Genomic DNA, 23,595 nt, shown 5'->3' with positions numbered 1-23,595 from the left:
GTTATCGACTTATCGACAGAAAGGGCGAGTGATAAGCCCCAGCGGGCCGGTGGTGTACCAGCGGCGGTTGCCGCGACTGCGGGCGTCGCGACCGACGGCCCGGGGGAGGCGGGGCAAAAAAAAAGCCCAGGGCCCCGACCCCCCCCCCCCCGACGGCCCCCCGCCCCAAGACCAGGCCACCGGACCCGCCGCCCACCCTCCGGCCGAGCGCCCCCCCCGGGCACCCCGGGGCCGCCCACCCCCCCGCCACCGATTTCGCCGCCATCGACTGCGGGCGCGATGGTGCCTATGCCGCCAGCGTGCTGAGTGGTCTCATCGAGCGCGACATTTTCGTCCGCAAGCCCATGGCCCCCGTGCTTGACCGCTGCATTCGTGTCAGTGTCGGACTGGAGGAGGAACTGGACCTGTTCGAGGAAAAGCTCGCCGAGACGCTGGCCGCATTGAAATAGATCTCGGAAATAGATCTGGGAAATAGATCCGGGAAACAGATCTGAAAAGCACACTGGGAAAGCAGACCACAGCTGCACCGACATAGACTGGAACCGAACATGGCATTGAATGGCGACACCCACCTTGGGGATACCAACAGCGGCACCCCGCACCGGCACGACCTCAACCGGACATTCGCCGGCCTCGGCGGCCTGATCGGCGCCGCTGGCATCGCCGCCTATGCAGCCGCCGCGCACAGCGCCAGTCCGCATATGGCAACCATTGCGCCCATCCTGTTCATCCACGCCCCGGCTTTCCTCGCCCTCGCGGTGCTGGCGAAAATCAGCCGCGCAGCCTATGGCGGCGGCCTCGCGCTGTTGCTCGGCCTCCTCCTGTTCATCGGCGATCTTGCCTCCCGCGATATCACCGGTGACCGCCTGTTCCCCGGCGCCGCACCCGCCGGCGGTACACTGCTCATTCTCGGCTGGCTGCTCGTTGCCGCCACAGCCTTCCGCACATTCGATTTCAGGAAATAGCTGCCACGATACAGAGAGATATGACGCTCTGCCGTCTGACGACCGGCGAGATCAGCTTATTCCCTTCAGCTTGTTGTTGCACAGCTTGTAGTAACCACCGCCTTTCTCGATCCAGCGCATGCCCCCCAGCGTATTGTTGTCCTTGTTGATGTGATAGTGCTCCAGGCAGGTGTGCATGCGCGCCTTGGCCGGTTTCTCCGCCGCAAATTTGCTGGAAACGGCGCCCGGAAACACGAGTGATTTCGGCAGTCCGGCCGTCGGGGCGGCCTTTGGCGCAATCTCCGGTTTTGCCTCCGGTGACGCAGTTTCCGCCGCCGCAGACGCCGCTTTTGCGCATTCCTGCTTGCGGAATTCGTTCCAGCCCGTTGTGCTGCCTGCCGCTTGCGCAGCTTTGTACTTGGCACTGCACTCCTTCATTGAAACGGCCTGCGCCGGCACACCCCCTGCCAGCAGAACAATTGCAGCGGCCAGCGCAGGCAACAGATGTTTGAATTCTCGACCAACCATGCTTTTCAACTCTCAGTCTTATGAAAAACGCTATTCAATCAAAGGCCTATTGAAGACTGGCAATGAACTGAATCTACCCGATTTTGCGCCGCGGCACCATCGGACGCCTCTTATCACTTCGTCTGAGAGCCTTCGTCTCCCAGTTGTGCAAACCAGTATCGAGGGTTGAATTTGCCTCTTGAATGAATTGAACGTTCGTTTTATTAATATCCTATGGCGAGAACAATTGGCTCAGACGGCGAGAAGACCCAGGCTGCGATTCACCTCGCGGCACGGCGGCTGATTGCCAAGGTCGGCTACGAGGCCATGTCGATGCGCCAGCTGGCGGAAAAGGTCGGTGTTCAGGCGGCGGCCCTCTACCGCTATCACCCGACCAAGCAGGAACTGCTGTTCGCCGTGATGCGCGACCACATGGACCGGCTGCTGGCGGCCTGGCGGACCGAGAGCCAGACCCTGACCACGCCGCTGGAGCGGCTTGCCGCCTTCATCCGCTTTCACATCCGCTATCACGTGGAGCGCCCGGACGATGTGCACATTGCCAATATGGAGCTGCGCAGCCTGCAGGGTGACAAGCTGGCCATTCTGGTGGAATTGCGGGCGGTCTACGAGAACGAGCTGCGGCTGATCCTCGAGGCGGGCAGCACGTCCGGTCAATTCGATATCGACGACATTCCGCTGACGACCCGGGCCATCATTGCGATGACCACCGGCGTGAATGTCTGGTTTCGCCCGGATGACAGGCTTACTGTCACGCAGATTGCGGAAAAATACGTCACTATGGGATTGCGCCTTGTGGGCGCCAAGAATGTCACGACAAAGGACATGGGAGAGTAGCATGTATCAGTCAGGTCTGCGATTTGGACTTTCAGATGATCTCGAAGCGCTGCGCGAGACGGTGCACCGGTTCGCGCAGGAACGCATCGCACCGCTTGCCGCCGAAACGGACCGGTCCAACCAGTTCCCCATGCATCTCTGGCAGGAAATGGGCGCGCTCGGCCTGCTCGGCATGACGGCAAACCCGGATTTCGGCGGCTCGGGCCTCGGCTATCTCGCCCATGCCATTGCCGTGGAAGAGATTTCCCGGGCATCGGCGTCCGTCGGCCTGTCCTACGGCGCGCACTCCAACCTCTGCGTCAACCAGATCAACCGCTGGGGCACGGACGCGCAGAAGGCGAAATACCTGCCGAAGCTGTGTTCGGGCGAGCATGTGGGCTCACTCGCCATGTCCGAGCCGGGCGCGGGCTCCGACGTCGTGTCGATGAAGCTGCGCGCCGACAAGAAGAATGACCGCTATGTGCTGAACGGCAACAAGATGTGGATCACCAATGGTCCCGATGCCGATACGCTGGTGGTCTACGCCAAGACCGATCCCGCCGCCGGGTCGCGCGGCATGACGGCGTTTCTGGTCGAGAAGGGTTTCAAGGGGTTCAGCACGGCGCAAAAGCTCGACAAGCTCGGCATGCGCGGCTCCAACACCTGCGAACTGGTGTTCGAAGATTGCGAAATCCCGTTCGAGAACGTGCTCGGCGAAGAGGGCAAGGGCGTGCGCATCCTCATGTCCGGCCTCGACTATGAACGGGTCGTGCTTGCCGGCGGTCCGCTCGGCATCATGGCCGCCTGCCTCGACGTGGTGGTGCCCTATGTGCATGAGCGCAAGCAGTTCGGCCAGCCGATCGGCGAATTCCAGCTGATGCAGGGCAAGCTTGCCGATATGTACACGACGATGAACGCCTCGCGTGCCTATGTCTACGCGGTGGCTGCCGCCTGCGACCGCGGCGAGACCACGCGCAAGGATGCCGCTGGCTGCATTCTCTATGCGGCGGAAAAGGCCACCTGGTGCGCTCTGGAGGCCATCCAGGCGCTGGGCGGCAATGGTTACATCAATGATTACCCGACAGGACGCCTGCTGCGCGACGCCAAGCTCTATGAAATCGGCGCAGGCACCAGCGAAATCCGCCGCATGCTGATCGGGCGCGAAATGTTCGGGGAGAGCGCCTGAATGGCATGAATTCTATTTTATGTCATTCTTTGGTAGAATTGCCATGTTTTATGAATGATGGCAGGTTTCTTCCATTGTTCTCAAAGAGGTCTTCAACAATGGCACGCAAGAAGAATGAAGGTTTCCGTGAGGAATCGCAAGCGTTTGACCACGATACCGACGCCACGTCGGCACCGTTTTCCTGGGCTGTGACTGCTACGATAGGTGATGGCGGCCGCTTGGTTATCCCGGCCGAGATGCGCAAGCTCATGAACGTGAAGCCGGGCGACACCGTCGCCCTGCGCATGGTCGACGGTTATCTTCAGGTTGCCTCCCAGAGTGCGACGCTGAAAAAGATCTGGGAGAGCGCCGAAAAGCTCAAAAGGCCGGGTGTCAGTCTGGTGGACGAATTCATTGCGGACAGACTGGCCGAACAACGCGCTTCCGATGCGCGGTTTGACAGGCTGGCGCGCGAAGCTGCGGAAATCGCCAAGGCGCAGAAGAAATGACGAGGATTGTTCTTGATGCGTCAGCTGTTTTGGCCGTTCTCTTGCAAGAACCCGGTGCAGACCGTGCGCAGGCCTGCCTTTCCGGCGCGCTCTGCACGACCGTCAACCTGGCCGAGATCATGGCCGCCTGCGCCGACAAGGGCCTTTCCCTTGCCGTTCCCGATGCACTGATGACCGGACACAGTGTCCGGTATGTTGATTTCGACAAGGATCTCGCACTGACCGCCGCCTTGCTGCGCCCCGCAACCCGCCACAAGGGTCTTTCTCTCGGCGACCGCGCCTGCCTTGCTCTTGCCATACGGGAAGGCGCCACTGCCATTACCACCGACCGCGCCTGGGCTGACCTTGATGTCGGCTGCCACATCGAAGTGATCCGATAGGAGAATACATGAGCATACTTCAGTCCCAGATCACCACCACATCCGAAACCTTTGCCGCCAATACGGAGCGCATGCGCGCCCTTGTCGATGACATCAAGGCCAAGGCTGCGCTGGTGAGCAAGGGCGGCACCGACGAAGCGCGCAAGCGCCACACCGCGCGCAACAAGCTGCTGCCGCGCGACCGGCTGGTACAGTTGCTTGATCCCGGTTCGCCCTTTCTGGAAATCGGCCAGTTTGCCGCCTGGGACATGTATGGCGACAATGTTGCATCGGCGGGGCTGATCGCCGGTATCGGGCGCGTGTCCGGCAAGGAGGTGATGATTGTCGTCAACGACGCCACGGTCAAGGGCGGCACCTATTATCCGCTGACCGTGAAGAAGCATCTGCGCGCGCAGGAAATCGCGCTGCAGAACAACCTCCCCTGCATCTATCTCGTCGATTCCGGTGGCGCGAACCTGCCGAACCAGGACGAGGTTTTCCCGGACCGCGAGCATTTCGGGCGCATCTTCTACAACCAGGCGAACATGTCAGCGGCGGGTATTCCGCAGATCGCGGTGGTCATGGGCTCCTGTACGGCGGGCGGTGCCTACGTGCCGGCCATGTCGGAAGAAACCATCATGGTCAAAGGTCAGGCGACCATCTTTCTCGCAGGCCCGCCACTGGTGAAGGCCGCGACCGGCGAGGACGTGACGGCGGAAGACCTTGGCGGCGCCGAGGTGCACACGCGCGAGTCCGGCGTTGCCGATCACTATGCCATGGACGATGCCCATGCCCTTGCCATCGCCCGGCGCATCGTCGGAAACCTGAATCGAAAGAAGGTGATAGGGCTCGACCTTCGCAAAGTGAGTCCGCCCCTTTACGATCCGCATGAACTCTACGGCATCGTGCCCACGGACCTGCGCCAGCCCTACGACGTGCGCGAAGTCATCGCCCGCGTGGTCGACGGTTCCGAATTCGATGAGTTCAAGCAGAATTACGGCACCAGCCTCATCACCGGCTTTGCCCATCTCTATGGCATGCCGGTCGGCATCATCGCCAACAATGGCGTGCTGTTTTCCGAAAGCGCGCTGAAGGGCACGCACTTCATCGAGCTGTGCACCCAGCGCGGCATTCCCCTGGTCTTCCTGCAGAACATCACCGGCTTCATGGTGGGCCGTTCCTATGAAGCGGGCGGCATCGCCAAGGATGGCGCCAAGCTGGTGACGGCGGTTGCCACGGCGCGCGTGCCCAAGGTGACGATGATCATCGGCGGATCGTTCGGCGCGGGCAATTACGGCATGTGCGGCCGCGCCTTCTCGCCGCGCTTCCTGTGGATGTGGCCCAATGCCCGCATTTCCGTCATGGGCGGCGAACAGGCGGCAACGGTGCTGGCGCTGGTCAAGCGCGAGGGGATCGAACGCAAGGGCGGTGACTGGCCCGCGGCCGACGAGGCAGCCTTCCGCGCGCCGATCCTGGAAAAATACGAGCGCGAGGGCCACCCGCTCTATTCCTCGGCGCGCCTGTGGGACGACGGCATCATCGACCCGGCCAAAACCCGCGAGGTTCTCGCCCTTTCACTTTCCGCAGCCCTGAATGCACCCGTGGAGGATACCACATTCGGTATCTTCAGGATGTAAGGAGAAAAACCATGACAAAAATGTTCTCCAGAATCCTCATTGCCAATCGCGGTGAAATTGCCTGCCGGGTCATCCGCACGGCGCAGAAGATGGGTATCGGTACCGTTGCCGTCTATTCCGACGCCGATGCCGATGCGCTGCATGTGGCAATGGCCGACGAGGCCGTGCATATCGGCGGCTCCTCCGTATCGGAAAGCTATCTGCGCGCCGACCGCATCATTCAGGCGGCCATCGATACGGGCGCCGAAGCCATTCATCCCGGCTACGGGTTCCTGTCGGAAAACCCCGGCTTTGTCGATGCCGTGGTCAAGGCCGGACTGGTGTTCATCGGCCCCTCGGCCGATTCCATCCGCGCCATGGGCCTGAAGGACGCCGCCAAGCGGCTGATGGAAAAGGCGGGCGTGCCTGTCGTTCCCGGCTATCACGGTGAAGCACAGGAACTCGTCGTGCTCGCCTCCAAGGCGCGCGAGATCGGCTATCCCGTGCTGATCAAGGCGCGCGCCGGCGGTGGTGGCAAGGGCATGCGCAAGGTCGACAGCCCCGATGATTTCGCCGAAGCGCTGGGCAGCGCCCGGCGCGAAGCCAAGAGCGCTTTCGGCGATGACCGTGTGCTGGTGGAAAAATACGTCTCCAAGCCGCGCCATATCGAAGTGCAGGTGTTCGGCGACAATCACGGCAATGCCGTGCATCTCTATGAACGCGACTGTTCGCTGCAGCGCCGCCACCAGAAGGTGATCGAGGAAGCCCCTGCTCCCGACATCACGCCGGAGATGCGCGCGGCGATGACCGACGCCGCCGTGAAGGCGGCCAAGGCCATCCATTATTCTGGCGCGGGCACGATCGAATTCATCGTCGATGCCAGCCAGGGCCTGCGGCCGGACGGCTTCTGGTTCATGGAAATGAACACGCGGCTGCAGGTCGAGCATCCCGTGACCGAAATGATCACCGGGCTTGACCTGGTGGAATGGCAGCTGCGCGTGGCAGCAGGCGACCCCCTGCCGCTGACGCAGGCGCAAATCCCGCTGAATGGCCACGCCGTGGAAGCGCGGCTTTATGCGGAAGACCCGGCCAAGGGTTTTCTGCCAGCCATCGGCACGTTACATCACCTCGCCTTTCCCGCTGCCGTCAGGGAAGGCACGGTGCGGATTGAGACCGGCGTGCGCCCGGGCGACACCATTTCCCCCTATTACGATCCGATGATTGCCAAGATCGTCGTTCACGCCAAAGATCGCGCGACCGCGCTGCAAGCCATGGAAGACGCCCTTCTGAACACGGAGATTGCCGGAACGGTCACCAATGCAGCATTTCTCGCCGCATTGGCGCGGCATCCGGGTTTTGCCGCCGGTGATGTCGATACCGGCCTGATCGACCGGGATCTTCACAGTCTGGTCGTTCCCGTGGCCATGCCGGCGGGCGCAAAGGAGCTGGCCGTGCTCTATGCCAGCGGCCTTCTGACAAAGGTCACCTCCGACGATCCCTGGACGGCACTGCGCGGCTACAGCCATCTGGCGCCGCCGCAATACCCGGTTACGCTGGGCGAGCCCGGCCATACGCTCCGCTATGGCATTACGGTTCTGGATGACGATCGCTTCGAGGTCGCTGTAGCCGACGCCACCCTTGACCTGCGGGTGCGGCGCGATGGCAGCGGCTGGCACATCACCGGCAAGGGCATCAACCTGCGGGCGAAGACCGCGGCAATACCGCAAGGCATTGCGGTCATCGCCAGGGGCGTGGTGGCAATTTTTGCCGTGCCTGATCCCCTGCAGCAGGCCGACGAGGCCGGAGGTGCGGGTGACCGGCTGACCGCGCCGATGCCGGGTCTGGTGAAATCCGTCCGGGTCTCTGCCGGCGATCTCGTCAGGAAGGGACAGGTTCTCCTGGTGCTGGAGGCCATGAAGATGGAACATTCCATCACCGCTCCGCATGACGGAAAAATTGCCGAGATCGTCAACGAAGGGGCTCAAGTCAAGGAGAAGACGGCCCTTGTGCGCTTCGAAGAGGCGGAAGTCGCCGCGTTGACCAAGATTTGAAGCAGAAATGACAAACAGTCGTGCTAGTCGTATATCTGTGACGAGTGGAACGAATTTGACATTCGCATCCCATTTGACATGACGCGCGGCATGCGAATGTATCGAAGGGATGCAAATGTCAGAATCGGACCGCTAGCACCACTTGCCTACTCAAGTCGTAAGAATTTCCCATTCACAGCAGAGGAGATCGACCCATGGCTACCAAATCATTGCAGACGATCAAACGCGCGCCCACCGCAACGCCCACCGATCTCGGCGCGGACGCGACCCGCGACATCGCAGCCGCCGTCAACGCGCTGCTCGCCGATACCTTCGCGCTCTACATGAAAACGAAAAACTTCCATTGGCATATGAGCGGGCCGCATTTTCGCGATTATCACCTGATGCTGGATGAACAGGGCGCCCAGATTTTTGACATGACCGACGTTCTGGCGGAGCGCGTGCGCAAGATCGGCGGCACAACATTGCGCTCCATCGGGCAGATTTCCGCCCAGCAGCGCCTGCTCGACAACGACGCCAATTTCGTGACGCCTGAGGACATGCTGGCCGAACTGCGCGACGACACGAAGAGCTTTATCAGCTATCTGCGGCAGGTGCATGAGCTTTGCAGCGAATACCATGACAGTGCCACCACGAGCATCATCGAGAATTACATCGATGAATCCGAGCGCCGCCACTGGTTCCTGTTCGAAGCAACCCGCACCGGTCCTGCCAGCGTCTGATGTGCTGAAAACGGTTTTATCGACAGAACGGCATGAACAGCGCCTCTATCGGCAACAGGGGTTCATGCCGTTCAATCCTTTTAATCGTTCGCCTTGGTCATTTTCGCGCGTTTGTCGCGGTTTTGCGTATCGGCAATCAGGGCTTCCACGGCGGAAATGTTCAACGCCAGTGTGGCTATCCTTTTCAAGGTATTATTGTCAGGAAAAGCATTGGTCTTTGCAGTCAAAATTATCAACTCTTTTTGAGCATGGCTCAACCTTGATAATAATGCCCCAAGCTCGTCCTGCATAACTTCCCCATCTTCTTTAAGAATCAAAAATTCCATAAACTGTTTACTTAGCTGATATCCCGGTGTTCGCAACCCCTAAGAGTTGCGAAAGTCTCACTAAAAAACCACATTAAATCGAATTAACTATCATAATTCTAATGATAGGTTTAATCATAGCCCATCACAGAAATTCATAACAAAAAGACAAAACAACATAAAAAATGAGCATTGTTACAAAATCAATTCTAATATGATAAATATATATCTGAATTAAAACTTTATACTACACATCGTTTAGAAGAAAATATTTGCATTACTGTGACAATTCAAAGCATCTTCCTCCAGATTCTCCCGAATGTGCAGCCGCCCCCTGAAATCAGGCCGGTAACTCAGACCTGCCGGGTTGCCGCGACGCTCCCATGACAACAATGCCCCCTCACCGCGATACAGTCTAACGGCCAGGTTGCAATCACAGCAATAATCTCGTCCTGATTGCGTCAATAATGTGGAATTGCCGAAGAAGAGTGTTCAGCGTCGAACCGGCAGCCGTATCAATGGCACGGCTGGTTCGAGTGCCGCAGGAGTACCTGCAGCCGCTTCAGGCGATAACAGCAGGCGATCCCGGCTACGTCCTGGCGCGTGATGCCGGCATCACGCAGCAAATGTTCACCCGGCTTGCGCGACAGTACCGCGAGTTGGCGAGCCTCGCGATCAGCGATCCGCAAACCCTTCCAAAGATTTGAAAACAAGCAGAAAACAGACATGGAGCTGGTCTCGAATGGCGAATAGTCACCATGCTTGACGCAAGCATTGACATACATCAAACGAATAGAAATTATGCCTGTCATTCGAAATTTTAATTGCAGGAAACACCATGAACCCGCCGCTCGACAGCGATCTGCTCCGCACGTTCCTGGCCGTGGCAACGGCCGGCAATGTCACCCGCGCGGCGGAAAGGATCGGGCGCACGCAATCGGCCGTGAGCGTCCAGATCAAGCGGCTTGAGGAGGTTCTGGGAGAAAGCGTTTTTGCCCGCGGCTCGCGCGGCGTTGCGCTGACCGCGCAGGGCGAAGCACTGCTCGTCAACGCGCAGCGCATCGTCGCGCTGCTGGATGAAACCATGGCGACGATCCGGGCCAAGCCGCTTGGCGGCCCCGTGCGGATCGGCCTTCCCGAAGAATATGGCTACACGATCCTGCCGCGCGCCCTCGCCGCCTTTGCCAGCCAGCATCCGCAGGTGGAAGTAACGGTCAAATGCGGATATTCGGCGCAACAGCTGGCCGCACTGGATGCGGACGAGCTTGATCTTGCCGTCATATTCAACTGGGAGCCGCCGGCAACCGGCGAGGTTCTGTTTGTCGACCCGACTGTCTGGGTCACCTCGGAGGTGCATTGCGTGCATGAAATCACGCCCGTTCCCATCGCGATCTACGAGCGATCGGATTGGTGCAGGAAATTCGCCATGGGATCGCTGGAACGCAACAGGATCGATTATCGCGTGGCCTATAGCTGCGATACGGGCGGAGGCTTGAAAATAGCAGCGGTTTCTGGCCTTGCCATCGCCCCGCTCGCGCGCAGCAATATTCCGCCGGGCTGCCGTGAACTGACGGAAGCAGAGGGATTTCCGGTCATTGATTCATCAAATGTCGTGCTGCGGCGCAATCCGCGGATGATGAGCCCCGCGATTGACGGGATGGCCAAGGTGATCCGCGATGCGTTCCAGCCGACGGGCTGAGCCATTGTTGTCTCGTGCCGCTGTGGCTTGAGCGCTCATGCGTGGTTCGACAAGCTCACCATGAGGAAGAGTGAGGATTGCAGGGAGTTACGTTCTGCAACGTTTGTGATTAACCTTGCACCAAACCACCTCCCTCATGGAGAGCTTGTCGAACCACGCACCAAGCATCGGCAGTTCAGTGCGTGGTCATCCATTCGCGGGCTTCGCGCATGGCCGTCGCCAGATCGGCCTTGGACATGGTTTTCACCAGTTCGGCGCGCAGTTCCGCAGCCCGGTCGCTGCCTTTGATTGCCGCAATGTTGAACCATTTATGCGCGGCGACATGATCAACGGCACAGTCACGGCCCGTGGCATACATGATGCCCATTTCAAAGAGGATGTCCGTTTCTGCGGTGCCGCCGACATGTCCGGCATCGATATTCTGAAGATCAAAGCGTGCCATTTTACCGAGTCCCTGTTTAAACCGATAAGCCCTGTTAGACTTCTGAGAACCGCCTGATTTGTTTGTTTTGGCGTGCTCTTTCGATGTTTTCGAGAATGCCACACAGCCCTCAAATTGCTGTTAAGGGGCATGATTAACTGGAGCCAAACAAAACAAAAACAACTGGTAAACTTCGGAATTCATTAAATATATCGCCCCAGCAATTGCAGGCATTTGGATCAAATTCGCTTAAAATGCCGCTGTCCGATTTCAAGCCTTTGCTAACCAAGGCACAGCTTCTTTTTGCCGGGCTTAGAGCCATTCACACGGGAATCTCCTCGCCGTTCCGCAACGCCTGCCTGCAAAAAACCCCGGCTGCGAGCGCGCATAAGGCTTCCTTTCAGGATTTTTTTGAATTACGTTTACGTAAGGGACATGCAAATGGACGCGGAGAGATCCCATTTGCCGCACAACCCTTATTGGGAGGAACATATGAATCGCAAACTCTTATTGGCATGCGCCGGCGTTGTATTGATGGCAGGTCCGGCACTGGCCGAGGAACCGATCGTCGGCACGTGGAAGCGGCCGACCGGCACGCTCATCCAGTACTCGTCCTGCGGCGCCGACAAGTATTGCGGCACGGTCTTGACCGGCGAGTACAAGGGCAAATCCATCGGCGAGATGTCCGGCAAGGGCGGGTCCTACAAGGGACAGGTCAACAAGCTCGACGAGGGCAAGACCTATAATGGCAAGGCCAGCGTCAGCGGCAACACCCTGTCCCTGTCCGGTTGCGTGCTGGGCGGGCTCATCTGCAAGAGCGAAAGCCTGACACGCCAGTAATTTTCAGACGGCATGCCAAACCCCGTGAAAGCGTAGAGCTCTCGCGGGGTTTTTGTTTGCTTGCATCAGATATGGCCGGCCCGGCCGGGTTGCGCCGTCTTGCGATGCGCTTACCGCTGCCCGTATCGTGCACCGAAACCCCAAGGCGTGCACCGCTTGCCCTCTCCAGGTCTTTGAACGCGGCTTCGATATCCCGCTCCTTCGCTGCGCCCGCCGGTCTGATCGACAGCGACAGGGCCGGAACAACCGGCATGGACCCAACACGTGCAGCGCGGCGTGTAATATGACCTGACATGTCTCATCTGCGTCTCCGGAATCGTGAATCGCAAGGCGGTCCTTGCCGGAGCGGAAACTGATGCCGGATGTGGCGCTTTCCAAGGAAAATGTGTGACGCAAAAAAGTAAGCCCCGGCAATGTTGACGTTGGCAAAATCAGAGTGTATTAAACCAAAAGGTTATTTAACCTATGAGTTAGATATGATCGGTTCGGAATGGGAAGGAAGAGGAACCATGACCGCAGCGCTGGCCCGCAGGGACAATGATCGCGAACTGACAATCGTCCGGATCGTCGATGCGCCGGTGGCGCTCGTTTTCAAGGTCTGGTCACAGCCGGAGCATGTCGTGCGCTGGTGGGGCCCGAAGAATTTCACCTGTCCGAACTGCCAGATCGATTTCAGGGAGGGCGGTGCCTATCGCTCGTCCATCCGCTCTCCCGATGGCGAGGACGCCTGGATGGTCGGCCGCTACACCCAGATCGTCGAGCCGGAGCGGATCGTCTTCACCTTTGCCTGGGAGGATAGCGATGGCCTGCGCGGGCCGCAGACATTGGTAACCGTCACCATGAGCGCGCAGGGACAGCGCACGCGGCTCGTCTTCCATCAGGCACCGTTCGATTCCGCCGACGACCGGGATTCGCATGAGAATGGCTGGACCGAATGCATGGAACGGCTGGAGGCCTATGTCGAGCCGCTGGGCCGCCTTCACTGAGGAGCGCATGCCCCCCGCTCACGGACTGATTATCGCTTGAGCCAATATCAAGGAGGAAACGATGAACACCCATGCACACCCGGACGACCGCAAGGTTGTTTCCCGCGCCGAGTGGGACAAGGCCAGAAAGGCCTTTCTGCTGAAGGAAAAGGCCTTCACCAAACAGCGCGATGCCCTGAACCGCGAGCGCCGTGCACTTCCGATGGTGCAGATCGACAAGGATTATGTGTTTGAGGGACCGAAGGGCAAGCTCGGCCTGTCCGATTTGTTCGAGGGGCGCCGCCAGCTGATCGTCTATCATTTCATGCTGGGACCGGGCGAAGGCGAAGGCTGCCCCGGCTGCTCCTTCCTTGCCGACAGTATCGGCAATCTGGCGCATCTGCACGCCCGCGACACCACGCTGGTGGTGGTCTCGCGCGCGCCCCTCGCCGAAATCGAAGCTTACAGAAGACGCATGGGCTGGACCTTCCCGTGGCTGTCGTCCCATGGCAGCGATTTCAACTATGATTTCCATGTCACGCTGGACGAGACGGTCGCGCCGCCCATCTACAATTACACCACGGCCGAGGAATATGAGCGCAAGGGCATGCCCTGGTTCATGCGGGGCGAACAGCCGGGAACCAGTGTCTTCCTGCGCGACGGCGATACGGTTTACCACACCTATTCAAGCTATGGACGCGGCGGCGACCTGCAGCTTGGCACCTACAACTATCTCGACCTGACGCCGCTCGGCCGGCAGGAGGGCTGGGATGGCACGCCCGATCTTGGCGGTCTCGGCAAGAACTGGGTCAAGCGCCATGACGAATATGCCGGTGCGGCCAAATCCGCCGACGATAGCTGCTGTCACTGATTTCGATCACTCCAGCGGAGATATCCGATGAAAAAAACCTATCATGGCAGCTGTCATTGCCAGACCGTGCGTTTCGAATGCACGATCGATCTCGATGCCGGCACGAGCAAATGCAATTGCTCGTTCTGTGCCAAGCTGCGGTTCTGGAAAGCCTTTACCGGCGGTGATGCCGTACAGATCCTCGCAGGCGCCGACAATCTCACGCAATACCAGTTCGGCAGCAAGACCATCACGCATTCCTTCTGCAGGACCTGCGGCGTCAAGCCGTTCGGACAGGGCAACCTGGAGGTGATGGGCGGGCCCTTCTATGCCGTCAACCTGTCCGTTCTCGATGACCTTTCACTGGAAGAACTGCTGGCAGCCCCTGTGCAATATCAGGACGGCTTGCACGACAACTGGGGAGAGGCGCCGACGGAGACGCGGCACCTCTAGGGGATGATCCTGCCCCTGACAATGGCTCGCCTGTCAGCGCGCCCGTTGGCCGAACAGGATTTTCTGCGCTTCCTTGTCGTCGGCGAGATTGCGGCGCGCTTCCTTGCCCAGATCCCTGCCCCGCTGAACGGCAGGGCGGGCGCTTATGGCTTCAAACCAGCGCTTGAGATTGGGAAAATCATTGAGATCCTGCCCCTGATTGGCGTGGGAGACAACCCAGCCGAACGACGCCATATCGGCGATGGAATAGGCATCGGCAAGATAGTCCCGGCCTTCCAGACGCCGGTTCATCACACCATACAGACGGTTGACCTCGTTGGTGTAGCGGTTGATGCCGTATTCGATCTTTTCCGGTGCATATTGCCGGAAATGATGCGCCTGCCCGGCCATGGGCCCGAGGCCGCCCACCTGCCAGAACAGCCACTCCTCCACGGCGACGCGCTTGCGCTCGTCCTGCGGATAGAACTTGCCGAACTTGCGTCCGAGATATTGCAGGATGGCGCCGGATTCGAACACGGAGATCGGTTCGCCGCCGGGCCCTTCCGGATCGATGATCGCGGGCATGCGATTGTTGGGCGCGATCTTGAGGAATGACGGTTCGAATTGTTCGCCCTTGCCGATATTGACCAGCTTGAGATCGTAGGGAACCCCAAGCTCTTCCAGCATGATGGAAATTTTCCAGCCGTTGGGTGTCGGCCAGTAGTAGAGTTCAATTGGCTTGGTCTGCGTCGTCATATCGATCTCCTGGGAGCTTAATCTATCCGGTCAAACATAAGTGCCCGATGCCCGATCGCAATAGCCGGTGGCCGATTTCCGGCCGGCTTTGGCAGGCGGCCTGAACCGAATTGAAATTTCAGGCTTTTTGCCATCTCCCAACTGACATCCGATTTCACTATATTAAGAGCATGAACAATCGAATCGGAATAAAGAAACCCGTCGCCATCAGCATGCCGCCCCATGTTGAACCCGAAGAATTCACCGACGCGAAAGCCGCCGTGCAGGCGTTAATCGCCCTTTACGAGCGGAACACGCAGTTTCTGCGCGATGGCTTCGACAAGGTCGCCAAGGGCGAAGTGGAAAACAACACGCATTTTCGCGCCTTCTATCCGGAAGTGCGCCTGTCCACGTCAAGCTATGCGCAGATCGACTCCCGCCTCGCCTTCGGCCATGTCTCGGCACCCGGCCAGTATTCGGCCAACATCACCCGGCCCGATCTTTTCGAAAGCTACCTGGAAGAACAGATCAGGCTGCTGATCCGCAATCATGGCGGCCCGGTTACGGTGCAGGAATCCACGACACCGATCCCCATCCACTTTGCCTTCCTTGAAGGCACCTATGTGGAATCCTCGGTTGCCGATGCTTTCCAGCGCCCGCTGCGCGATCTCTTCGATGTTCCCGATCTCAACGCCACGGATGACCGGATCGTCAATGGCGAATATGAGACCGACGATATTGACGGGATCATGCCGCTGTCGCCGTTTACGGCGCAGCGCGTGGATTATTCCCTGCATCGCCTGTCGCACTATACCGCGACCCGCCCGGTGCATTTCCAGAACTATGTCCTCTTTACCAACTATCAGTTCTACATCGATGAGTTCTGCGCCCTGGCGCGGCGGCTGATGGCCGAGGGTGGCGGCGGCTACGAGCGGTTCATCGAACCGGGCAACCTGATCACCGAAGCCGGTGACGACGCGCCGACTTCGGGCGTGCCGATTGGACGGCTGCCGCAGATGCCTGCCTATCATCTGGCGAAGAAAGACAATGCCGGCATCACCATGGTCAATATCGGCGTCGGCCCCTCCAACGCCAAGACCATCACGGACCACATCGCGGTTCTGCGCCCGCATGCGTGGCTGATGCTCGGCCACTGCGCCGGTCTGCGCAACACACAGGCGCTCGGCGACTATGTGCTGGCCCATGCCTATGTGCGCGAGGATCACGTGCTCGATGACGACCTGCCGGTCTGGGTGCCGATCCCGGCGCTGGCTGAAGTGCAGGTGGCGCTCGAACAGGCGGTCGCCGAAGTCACGGGACTTGAGGGCTATGATCTGAAGCGCATCATGCGCACGGGCACGGTTGCCACCATCGACAACCGCAACTGGGAACTGCGCGACCAGCGCGGACCGGTGAAGCGCCTGTCGCAATCGCGCGCCATTGCACTCGACATGGAGTCGGCGACCATTGCCGCCAACGGCTTCCGCTTCCGCGTGCCCTATGGAACGCTGCTGTGCGTCTCCGACAAGCCGCTGCATGGCGAATTGAAGCTGCCGGGCATGGCAACGGAGTTCTACAAGCGTCAGGTCGCCCAGCATCTGCAGATCGGCATCCGTGCGCTGGAGAAACTGGCGGAAATGCCGCCGGAAAAACTGCACTCGCGCAAGTTGCGCAGCTTCTTCGAGATGGCCTTCCAGTAGCAGAGACGAGCTTTTCTCGGCGGATGGCCTGACGATTTGGCGATTGTTGCTTGGAAACAAGGGCGAAATGCCGTATTCTTCTGGAGTGGAGATGGGCTTTCGCCCACCTCCTTTTTCTAGATAGTGAATTGAACCCGGAGGATCAGTGACCAGCTGCTCCGGGTTTTTTTCACTTCCAGTGTGATGCTCAGTGGCAGATACCACATCGCCTCACCTCCAGTTTTGAGAGCAAGGCCATTGCCCCTTGCGTGATCTGAAAATCAGAATGATTTTCGAAAAGATCACGCAAACTTTAAGTTTTGCAGCGTCTCTTACGCGCCTATGGCGCGTGACGCTGCAGGCGAGGCGGCCCATCGTCCCGATGTACCGGCTGGCTCGGTGCGTGCTGCTTCACTCTCAAACGCCTGAGTGATGGACACCTTTGCAAATCCCGCGAAAACAGCAACGCATGCAGAGTTGAATGTTGAAGACGGTGTGCATTTGGAGGTTGCGGCGATGGCTCGTTGCTGAATGAGCGGAGAACGCGATCTGACATTCCGCATCTTGATTGCGTCGCAATTGACCGTTTAATGCGTGACCATGACAACAACGACAAAATCATCCTGGGTGAAGCTCGCGGCCGTGCTTGTACCGGTCCTGCTGTCGGTACCGCTGGTGCTCGGATTTTTCGGTTCCGTGCATCCGGTTTTCGATGCATTCGCGCACTTCCGCATGCACCTCGCCGCGCTCATGATCCTCACGGCACTGCCAGCCCTTTTCATGGGGTTGTGGCGGGAAAGCCTGATGACCATCATTCTGGCGGTCATGGCCCTGTCGACCGTGCTGGCCCCAGCTCCCGCGCCCGCATCAGCCGGAACGCCGCAAGCCGCCACGCCATCCGGCCAGCCGCAATACACGCTGCTGCAGTTGAACCTTCGCTTTGACAATGCCGACCAGACGGAGGTTATCCGTCTGATTGCGCAGCAGAGCCCCGACGTCATCACCCTGCAGGAGGTTTCGGACAGCTGGCGGCCGAAGCTCGCGGCGATCGAAGCGCGGTATCCCTACAATCTCTACTGCCCCAGCAGCAAACGCATCGGTGGCGTGGCCATCCTCTCCCGCCGCCCCTTTGCGCTGGGCACGACGCCGCAATGCATCGGCAACGCCCTTGCCGGCCTCGCCCGGATTGACTTCGGCGGCCGCACCGCACTGGTTGCCGCCCTGCACCTAGACTGGCCCTGGCCGTTTGCGCAACCTGATAATGTTGAGGAAATGCGCGCCTATTTCGAACGGCTGCAGGGGCCGATGATTGTTGCCGGTGACTTCAATGCGGCACCATGGAGCCAAACCGTTCGCCAGATCGCGGCGGCAAGCAAAACCATGCCGGTGGATGGATTGCGCCCGAGCTGGCTGATCAACGGCACGCTGGCGAAAGCGGCCAGATGGATCGGCCTGCCGCTTGATCATATTCTCGTATCAAGCCGCATCTCGGGCGTAAGCGTCGAAACGCTCGCGCCTGTCGGCTCGGATCACCTGCCGCTGCTCCTGCGGTTTGCAATCGATGCGGCGGCCGATGACGGTCCGGATCTGCAGACCGTGATGCTGACGCAGTGATTATTCGAATACCGGCCTCAGGAAACTGCGCTCGTAGCTGACGATGCTGCGATTGTGTTTTTCCATTTCAAACACCGCCTGGCATTCGGAGTCTTTTGCCATGCGCTGCCGGTATGTTTCATAGTCAGCAAGACTGGGAAAGCTGAACATCGCATAGGCGATGTTGCTTGCCCCTTCACTCGGCAGGAAATAGCCGTGATGGTTTCCGCCCAGGCGAGTGACGAGCGCGATCCAGCGGCGGCCATATTCCTCGAATTCGGCAAGCTTGTAGGGATCGATGACATATTTGAGATAGCAGGTGATCACGGGTAAACTCCGGTACGGGTCGGTTGATCGACAAAAGACGCGAGCTTTTACCCGGGTCTCAATCGGAAAAAAGCCCGGATCAACCGGGCTTTTCATCACATGCTGGTATAGACCGGCCCCTCGCCGCCCTGCGGCGGCACCCAGTTGATGTTCTGGTTCGGGTCCTTGATATCGCAGGTCTTGCAGTGAACGCAGTTCTGGGCGTTGATCACGAACTTCGGTCCGGTGCTTTCCTCGACCCATTCATAAACGCCCGCCGGGCAATAGCGCGTCGATGGCCCCGCAAAGACATCGTGTTCCGACGATTTCTGCAGCGCTGCATCCTTGACGATGAGGTGGACCGGTTCGTTTTCCTCGTGGTTGGTGTTGGACAGGAACACCGAGGACAGGCGGTCGAAGGTCAAGACGCCATCGGGCTTGGGATAGGCGATCGGCTTGTGCTTGGCCGCCGGTTCCAGCGACGCCGCGTCGGACTTGCCATGCTTCCACGTGCCGAAGGGCGACCAGCCGCCGAAAATCGTGTTCAGCCACATGTCGATGCCGCCAAGCACCACGCCGCCGACGGTGCCGAGTCTCGACCACATCGGCTTGACGTTGCGCACCCGCTTCAGGTCTTTGCCGATCTCGCTGGTGCGCCAGGCGTTTTCGTAGGAGATGAGTTCGTCATTGGCCCGTCCCGCAGCCAGTGCCGCCGCCGCATGTTCCGCCGCCAGCATGCCCGAAAGCATGGCATTGTGCGATCCCTTGATGCGCGGCACGTTGACGAAACCGGCGGAGCAACCGATCAGCACGCCGCCGGGGAAGGACAGTTTCGGCACCGACTGCCAGCCGCCTTCGGTAATGGCGCGCGCACCATAGCCAAGGCGCTTGCCGCCCTCGAACGTACCGCGAATGGCGGGATGTGTCTTGAAGCGCTGGAATTCCTCGAACGGCGACAGATAGGGGTTCTTGTAGTTGAGGTGCATGACGAAGCCGACGGCCACCGTATTGTCCTCGAGGTGATAGAGGAACGAACCGCCACCCGTCTTCAGGTCAAGCGGCCAGCCGAAGGAATGCTGCACCAGGCCCAGCTTGTGCTTGGCCGGATCGATCTGCCAGAGCTCTTTCAGGCCGATACCGAACTTGGCCGGTTCCTTGCCTTCATCGAGCTTGAACTTGCTGATGAGCTGTTTGGCGAGCGAGCCGCGCGCGCCTTCGGCGATGAGTGTATATTTGCCGAGCAGCGCCATGCCGCGCGTATAGGCCGGACCGTGCGAACCGTCCTTTTCGATGCCCATGTCGCCGGTGGCCACACCGATGACCGCGCCGCTATCGTCATAGAGAACTTCGGAACCGGCAAATCCGGGATAAATCTCGACGCCGAGCTCTTCCGCCTTGGTGGCGAGCCAGCGGCAGACATTGCCCAGCGAAACAATGAAATTGCCGTGATTGTTCATCAGCGGCGGCATGGCGAAATTCGGCAGGCGGACGGAGCCTGCCGGCCCCAGAACCAGAAAATGATCCGCTGTCACGGGTGTCTTGAAGGGGTGTCCCTCCTCGTCCCGCCAGCCGGGCAAGAGCTTGTCGACGCCGATGGGATCGACGACCGCGCCGGAAAGAATATGGGCACCGACCTCGCCGCCCTTTTCCAGCACGACGACCGACAGTTCGGGATTGATCTGCTTGAGCCTGATCGCCGCTGACAGGCCCGATGGGCCACCGCCGACAATCACGACATCAAACTCCATGCTCTCCCGCTCTGGAAGTTCGTTTGTCTCGCTCATGAAGTCCTCCTGAATGCTATGCCCCGCAAACACTTCGCCTGTGTTTTTCCCATTTGTAACGCAACAATAGCCGTATGACAGAGGCTAGCATCCATTCAAGATGCGGCCAATTGCCCTCATCCTACGACCATTTCCACAATTTATAATTTACCTTAACGTAAACGTCAATATTTTAGCCCGTGTGCAGCGGAATTTCCAATGGGCGGGGAACAGGATAACGGCTGTGACATCAAGGGCATTTGCCGGTGTTTCTCAGGCGAGATTGCAGGGCCATTGTGCATGGTTCGCCCTTCGACAAGCTCAGGCCATCCGCAGGCCGGTCAACCCAGTTGCGCCTTTGCGCATTTCGTTCATACTCGCCTCCATTGACATGTCTCGCATAAAAAACTGCTGGTGGATCGGGGATAACCAACAAGCGGGGACGGGATGAGATCACTCTGGATGATCCGGACAATGGGCAGTGTTCTGGCTGTCACCATGATTTTTACCCATTCTGCGGCGCAGGAGCAGAAAAAATGGACCGTTGGGCCCTATAGTTTTTCTGATGAAATGGGCGGGTTCAGCATCCGCTCGGTCAGTGGCACCGGCACAACCGAAGATCCGATCGTCATCACCGAAGAGCTGAATGATATCGTTCCGGTCACGCTCGTCATTCGCAACGCCAGCGTGGGGAAGCCAGGCTTCGTGCCCCAGGGTTTTGGCCTGCTGTTCCATCTGCAGATCCGGGCCATCAACGGCAGCGGCCGCCCGTGGCAGGAGTTTTTCTTCGAATTGCAGTCATTGCTCGGGGAGCCGAGCGACTATAGCGACGGGCTGTCCTTCTGCCAGCCCTGCGATGTGACCGGGATGATCCATTCCAATCTGTTTACCGCCTACGACGACGATTTCGAGCCCTATGACCGCATGCTGTTTCATGATGGCAAGGTAGATCCAAAGGCAAATGTGAGCATGGATTTCCCTATCGGCGATTTTACGCCCAAACGCATCTTTTATCTGGTGCAGGAGCCGCGCATTCCCTCCACCTGACCTTGCAATCACGCGCGCAATTTGCGACTTGAAGGGGAGACCCGCTCCAATCCGGGTTCAAGGATCAGCCATTGCCCGACCTGCGTGAACTCTTGCACTTTTATGCCGAAGCCGGTGCCGACACACCGCTCGAAGACGCGCCGGTCGATCGCTTTGCCGCAGTGGAGCCCGCACGCAAGCCTGTTCAGCCGCCCGCAGCAACGCGCCAAGCAGTACCGCAGGCCGAGCGGCCACGCCCGGAGCCGCAACCGGTGGCAGCGCCGGCCTTGAACAAGACCTCCGTCCCCGACGACACCAAGATTGCGCTGGCGCGGCAGCTCGCCTCGAGCGCCACCACGCTTGAACAGTTGCGTGAGCAGCTTGCATCCTTCGATGGCTGCAATCTGAAATTCACTGCCAAGAACCTGGTCTTTGCCGACGGCAATCCGCACGCCCCCATCATGTTCGTCGGCGAGGCACCGGGACGCGAAGAGGATCTGGAAGGCGTGCCGTTCATCGGCCGTTCCGGGCAGTTGCTCGACCGGATGCTCAGCGCCATCGGCCTTGACCGCACCGGCGTCTACATCGCCAACACCATTCCCTGGCGCCCGCCGGGCAACCGCACGCCGACGCCGCTGGAAACCGAGATCTGCCGCCCGTTCTTCGAACGGCAGATCGAACTTGCCGGCCCCAAACTGCTGGTTGCCCTCGGCGGCCCCGCCGCCAAGGCGTTGACGCATGCGCCGGAAGGCATTTTGCGGCTGCGCGGCAACTGGAAAACCCACCGCACGGCTGCGGGGATCGACATCCCGGTCATGCCGACGCTGCATCCGGCCTATCTCCTGCGCAATTCAGCCCAGAAGCGCTTTGCCTGGCGTGATTTCATTGCCGCCAAAATACAGTTGCGCGCCCTCACGCAATAATTCATATGCCATGGCGCAAAACTGGAATGACAGTGTCGTAATTTCCGGCTCTGAAGCCCGGTGAAAGCTGTACTTTCCGGTGCAGAAACGCAGGGTCCCCATATGTTTCGCCAGCTCTTGCCGATTGCGGCACTGTTGACCAGCACCTTCCTGATGCTGACCGCCGGCGGTTTGGCAGGCATTCTGCTGCCGTTGCGCGCAGGAATAGAAGGCTGGTCGCCGACCACGGTCGGCTGGCTTGGCACGGGCTATGCCCTCGCCTTCACCGGTGGCTGCATTGTCGTTCCGCGTCTGGTGCGCCGCGTCGGCCACGTCCGCGTCTTTGCCGTTCTCCTGACCCTGCTCAGCATGTCGATGCTGCTGCACGGGCTCATCATCGACCCGTGGGCCTGGACCCTGTTCCGGGCGCTTGCCGGCTTCTCGCTGGCCGGCAGCTACATGGTGATTGAAAGCTGGCTGAACGAGCGCGTGACCAACGCCACACGCGGCATGGTGTTTTCAATCTACATGATCGTATCGATGATCGGCCTGCTGGTCGGGCAATACATCCTGCCGTTCGGCAACCCGGCGACACAGGCGCTGTTCATGATCGGTGCGCTGATCTATGCCGCAGCCCTCGTGCCAACCGGGCTTTCCAATGCCCAGTCGCCGCGCCCGCTGACCGAGGTTTCGCTCGACCTGTCCGGCCTCTACCGCAAATCGCCGGCGGCGATGATCGGCTCGCTGATTGCCGGTATCATAGCGGGCGCGTGGAATTTCCTGTCAGCGATCTATGGCCGCGAAATCGGTCTTTCCACCTTCGATATCGCCACGATGATTGCCAGCGCCATGATCGGCGGCGCCATCTTCCAGTATCCCATCGGGCGCATCTCCGACTTTGTCGACCGGCGCTATGTGATGGTGGTGGCCGGTATTGTCGGCGTCCTGTTGTCCGTGACCATGATCATCGTGCAGCCTGTTACCCCCTGGGTCATCTATTCCCTGATGTTCGCCTTCGGCACGGTGCTGTTTCCGATCTATTCGCTCAACGTCGCCCATGCCAATGATTTTGCCGAGCCGAGCGAATTCGTCAAAGTCTCGAGCGGGCTGCTGATCGTCTACGGCATCGGCAGCATGATCGGCCCGCAGATTGCCGGGCGGCTGATGGATGTCACCGGCCCCGCCGGTTTCTTCATGACCATGGCGGGCTGCTACGCAGCCTACGGTTCCTACGCCTTCTGGCGCAGCCTGCGCCGGGCCCGGCAGGTGCCGTCGGAGCGGCCGGACTTCGTCTACCGCGCGCCGGACAGGCCGCAGACGCCGGAAACGCTGCAGCTCAACCCGGCCATCAGCGCGGCCAAGGACGACTAGG

Annotated in this window: 26 protein-coding genes and 1 pseudogene; 20 read left to right on the top strand and 7 right to left on the bottom strand. The window is 59.6% G+C overall.

Going from position 1 to position 23,595, the window contains the following annotated elements; translation table 11 throughout:
• Nucleotides 1-239: 239 nt before the first annotated feature.
• Together RDL77_RS18470 and RDL77_RS18465 are read left to right on the top strand one after the other, a co-directional pair.
• A pseudogene (locus RDL77_RS18470) lies at nucleotides 240-449 on the top strand (pyridoxal phosphate-dependent aminotransferase); the annotation flags it as partial.
• 99 nt (nucleotides 450-548) lie between these two features.
• Nucleotides 549-965, top strand: a complete 417-nt coding sequence (locus RDL77_RS18465) for a DUF423 domain-containing protein (RefSeq protein WP_288194159.1) — start codon at nucleotides 549-551, stop codon at nucleotides 963-965.
• 51 nt (nucleotides 966-1,016) lie between these two features.
• Here RDL77_RS18465 and RDL77_RS18460 read toward each other — a convergent pair whose 3' ends face one another.
• Nucleotides 1,017-1,472 carry a hypothetical protein gene (locus RDL77_RS18460; protein WP_288194157.1) on the bottom strand — a complete coding sequence of 152 codons (456 nt, stop codon included), beginning with the start codon at nucleotides 1,470-1,472 and terminating at the stop codon, nucleotides 1,017-1,019.
• Between the two features lie 213 nt (nucleotides 1,473-1,685).
• Here RDL77_RS18460 and RDL77_RS18455 point away from each other — a divergent pair, with 213 nt between their 5' ends.
• The 7 genes from RDL77_RS18455 (at nucleotide 1,686) to RDL77_RS18425 (ending at nucleotide 8,707) form a co-directional block, all read left to right on the top strand.
• On the top strand, nucleotides 1,686-2,306 hold the full coding sequence (locus tag RDL77_RS18455; protein ID WP_288194155.1) for a TetR/AcrR family transcriptional regulator: 621 nt from the start codon (nucleotides 1,686-1,688) through the stop codon (nucleotides 2,304-2,306).
• A 1-nt stretch (nucleotide 2,307) separates the two neighbouring features.
• On the top strand, nucleotides 2,308-3,471 hold the full coding sequence (locus tag RDL77_RS18450) for an isovaleryl-CoA dehydrogenase (RefSeq protein ID WP_288194154.1): 1,164 nt from the start codon (nucleotides 2,308-2,310) through the stop codon (nucleotides 3,469-3,471).
• A gap of 98 nt (nucleotides 3,472-3,569) precedes the next feature.
• Entirely contained in the window at nucleotides 3,570-3,959 is a 390-nt protein-coding gene (locus RDL77_RS18445) for an AbrB/MazE/SpoVT family DNA-binding domain-containing protein (protein WP_288194153.1), read from the top strand.
• On the top strand, nucleotides 3,956-4,339 hold the full coding sequence (locus RDL77_RS18440) for a type II toxin-antitoxin system VapC family toxin (protein WP_288194152.1): 384 nt from the start codon (nucleotides 3,956-3,958) through the stop codon (nucleotides 4,337-4,339). The genes RDL77_RS18445 and RDL77_RS18440 overlap by 4 nt, the downstream gene beginning before the upstream one ends.
• Before the next feature lie 8 nt (nucleotides 4,340-4,347).
• Nucleotides 4,348-5,955: a carboxyl transferase domain-containing protein gene (locus tag RDL77_RS18435; RefSeq protein WP_288194150.1), complete on the top strand. Its 1,608-nt coding sequence runs from the start codon at nucleotides 4,348-4,350 to the stop codon at nucleotides 5,953-5,955.
• Between the two features lie 20 nt (nucleotides 5,956-5,975).
• Complete coding sequence (locus RDL77_RS18430; RefSeq protein ID WP_288194162.1) at nucleotides 5,976-7,985, top strand: acetyl/propionyl/methylcrotonyl-CoA carboxylase subunit alpha; 2,010 nt, start codon at nucleotides 5,976-5,978, stop codon at nucleotides 7,983-7,985.
• 194 nt (nucleotides 7,986-8,179) lie between these two features.
• A complete protein-coding gene (locus RDL77_RS18425; RefSeq protein ID WP_223611346.1) occupies nucleotides 8,180-8,707 on the top strand; it encodes a Dps family protein in 528 nt (175 codons plus the stop codon).
• An 80-nt stretch (nucleotides 8,708-8,787) separates the two neighbouring features.
• On the opposite strand, the gene RDL77_RS18420 is transcribed toward RDL77_RS18425, so the two are convergent.
• Nucleotides 8,788-9,033, bottom strand: a complete 246-nt coding sequence (locus RDL77_RS18420; protein ID WP_223611347.1) for a hypothetical protein — start codon at nucleotides 9,031-9,033, stop codon at nucleotides 8,788-8,790.
• Nucleotides 9,034-9,530: 497 nt separating this feature from the next.
• Here RDL77_RS18420 and RDL77_RS18415 point away from each other — a divergent pair, with 497 nt between their 5' ends.
• Together RDL77_RS18415 and RDL77_RS18410 are read left to right on the top strand one after the other, a co-directional pair.
• Entirely contained in the window at nucleotides 9,531-9,719 is a 189-nt protein-coding gene (locus tag RDL77_RS18415; RefSeq protein WP_288194148.1) for a hypothetical protein, read from the top strand.
• 131 nt (nucleotides 9,720-9,850) lie between these two features.
• The gene (locus RDL77_RS18410) at nucleotides 9,851-10,711 is read left to right on the top strand and encodes a LysR family transcriptional regulator (RefSeq protein WP_288194147.1); all 861 of its coding nucleotides are present in this window, start codon (nucleotides 9,851-9,853) and stop codon (nucleotides 10,709-10,711) included.
• Between the two features lie 175 nt (nucleotides 10,712-10,886).
• Here the strand turns inward: RDL77_RS18410 and RDL77_RS18405 are convergent, their stop codons facing one another.
• Together RDL77_RS18405 and RDL77_RS18400 are read right to left on the bottom strand one after the other, a co-directional pair.
• Nucleotides 10,887-11,153: a sel1 repeat family protein gene (locus RDL77_RS18405; protein ID WP_223611350.1), complete on the bottom strand. Its 267-nt coding sequence runs from the start codon at nucleotides 11,151-11,153 to the stop codon at nucleotides 10,887-10,889.
• Between the two features lie 133 nt (nucleotides 11,154-11,286).
• The gene (locus RDL77_RS18400; RefSeq protein WP_288194146.1) at nucleotides 11,287-11,454 is read right to left on the bottom strand and encodes a hypothetical protein; all 168 of its coding nucleotides are present in this window, start codon (nucleotides 11,452-11,454) and stop codon (nucleotides 11,287-11,289) included.
• A 170-nt stretch (nucleotides 11,455-11,624) separates the two neighbouring features.
• Here RDL77_RS18400 and RDL77_RS18395 point away from each other — a divergent pair, with 170 nt between their 5' ends.
• From RDL77_RS18395 to RDL77_RS18380, 4 genes are all read left to right on the top strand, one after another.
• Complete coding sequence (locus RDL77_RS18395) at nucleotides 11,625-11,972, top strand: DUF2147 domain-containing protein (RefSeq protein ID WP_223611351.1); 348 nt, start codon at nucleotides 11,625-11,627, stop codon at nucleotides 11,970-11,972.
• 509 nt (nucleotides 11,973-12,481) lie between these two features.
• Nucleotides 12,482-12,958: an SRPBCC domain-containing protein gene (locus tag RDL77_RS18390; protein ID WP_223611352.1), complete on the top strand. Its 477-nt coding sequence runs from the start codon at nucleotides 12,482-12,484 to the stop codon at nucleotides 12,956-12,958.
• 61 nt (nucleotides 12,959-13,019) lie between these two features.
• Nucleotides 13,020-13,808 carry a DUF899 domain-containing protein gene (locus RDL77_RS18385; protein ID WP_288194145.1) on the top strand — a complete coding sequence of 263 codons (789 nt, stop codon included), beginning with the start codon at nucleotides 13,020-13,022 and terminating at the stop codon, nucleotides 13,806-13,808.
• Between the two features lie 27 nt (nucleotides 13,809-13,835).
• Complete coding sequence (locus RDL77_RS18380; RefSeq protein WP_288194143.1) at nucleotides 13,836-14,240, top strand: GFA family protein; 405 nt, start codon at nucleotides 13,836-13,838, stop codon at nucleotides 14,238-14,240.
• 33 nt (nucleotides 14,241-14,273) lie between these two features.
• Here the strand turns inward: RDL77_RS18380 and RDL77_RS18375 are convergent, their stop codons facing one another.
• On the bottom strand, nucleotides 14,274-14,975 hold the full coding sequence (locus tag RDL77_RS18375; protein ID WP_223611355.1) for a glutathione S-transferase N-terminal domain-containing protein: 702 nt from the start codon (nucleotides 14,973-14,975) through the stop codon (nucleotides 14,274-14,276).
• A 170-nt stretch (nucleotides 14,976-15,145) separates the two neighbouring features.
• On the opposite strand from RDL77_RS18375, the gene RDL77_RS18370 reads away from it, so the two are divergent.
• Nucleotides 15,146-16,654, top strand: a complete 1,509-nt coding sequence (locus RDL77_RS18370; RefSeq protein WP_223611356.1) for an AMP nucleosidase — start codon at nucleotides 15,146-15,148, stop codon at nucleotides 16,652-16,654.
• Nucleotides 16,655-17,233: 579 nt separating this feature from the next.
• On the top strand, nucleotides 17,234-18,247 hold the full coding sequence (locus RDL77_RS18365) for an endonuclease/exonuclease/phosphatase family protein (protein WP_288194142.1): 1,014 nt from the start codon (nucleotides 17,234-17,236) through the stop codon (nucleotides 18,245-18,247).
• Here RDL77_RS18365 and RDL77_RS18360 read toward each other — a convergent pair whose 3' ends face one another.
• Nucleotides 18,248-18,553 carry an NIPSNAP family protein gene (locus tag RDL77_RS18360; protein WP_288194140.1) on the bottom strand — a complete coding sequence of 102 codons (306 nt, stop codon included), beginning with the start codon at nucleotides 18,551-18,553 and terminating at the stop codon, nucleotides 18,248-18,250.
• 95 nt (nucleotides 18,554-18,648) lie between these two features.
• Nucleotides 18,649-20,316 (bottom strand): electron transfer flavoprotein-ubiquinone oxidoreductase, encoded by a 1,668-nt coding sequence (locus RDL77_RS18355; protein WP_288194139.1) that lies wholly within the window; start codon nucleotides 20,314-20,316, stop codon nucleotides 18,649-18,651.
• Nucleotides 20,317-20,742: 426 nt separating this feature from the next.
• Between RDL77_RS18355 and RDL77_RS18350 the strand changes: the two genes are divergently transcribed.
• The 3 genes from RDL77_RS18350 to RDL77_RS18340 all read left to right on the top strand — a co-directional run bounded on the left by RDL77_RS18350 (nucleotide 20,743) and on the right by RDL77_RS18340 (nucleotide 23,594).
• Nucleotides 20,743-21,342, top strand: coding sequence for a hypothetical protein (locus RDL77_RS18350; RefSeq protein ID WP_288194137.1), 600 nt, complete (start codon nucleotides 20,743-20,745; stop codon nucleotides 21,340-21,342).
• 71 nt (nucleotides 21,343-21,413) lie between these two features.
• Nucleotides 21,414-22,244, top strand: a complete 831-nt coding sequence (locus tag RDL77_RS18345; protein ID WP_288194136.1) for a uracil-DNA glycosylase family protein — start codon at nucleotides 21,414-21,416, stop codon at nucleotides 22,242-22,244.
• A gap of 102 nt (nucleotides 22,245-22,346) precedes the next feature.
• Nucleotides 22,347-23,594, top strand: a complete 1,248-nt coding sequence (locus RDL77_RS18340) for an MFS transporter (protein WP_223611363.1) — start codon at nucleotides 22,347-22,349, stop codon at nucleotides 23,592-23,594.
• Nucleotide 23,595: the final 1 nt, after the last annotated feature.

This window comes from uncultured Phyllobacterium sp. (assembly GCF_902479695.1).
GTDB classification, from domain to species: domain Bacteria; phylum Pseudomonadota; class Alphaproteobacteria; order Rhizobiales; family Rhizobiaceae; genus Phyllobacterium; species Phyllobacterium calauticae.
The sequence above is the reverse complement of the archived record's forward strand: the minus strand, read 5'-3'. Positions and strand labels throughout refer to the sequence as shown.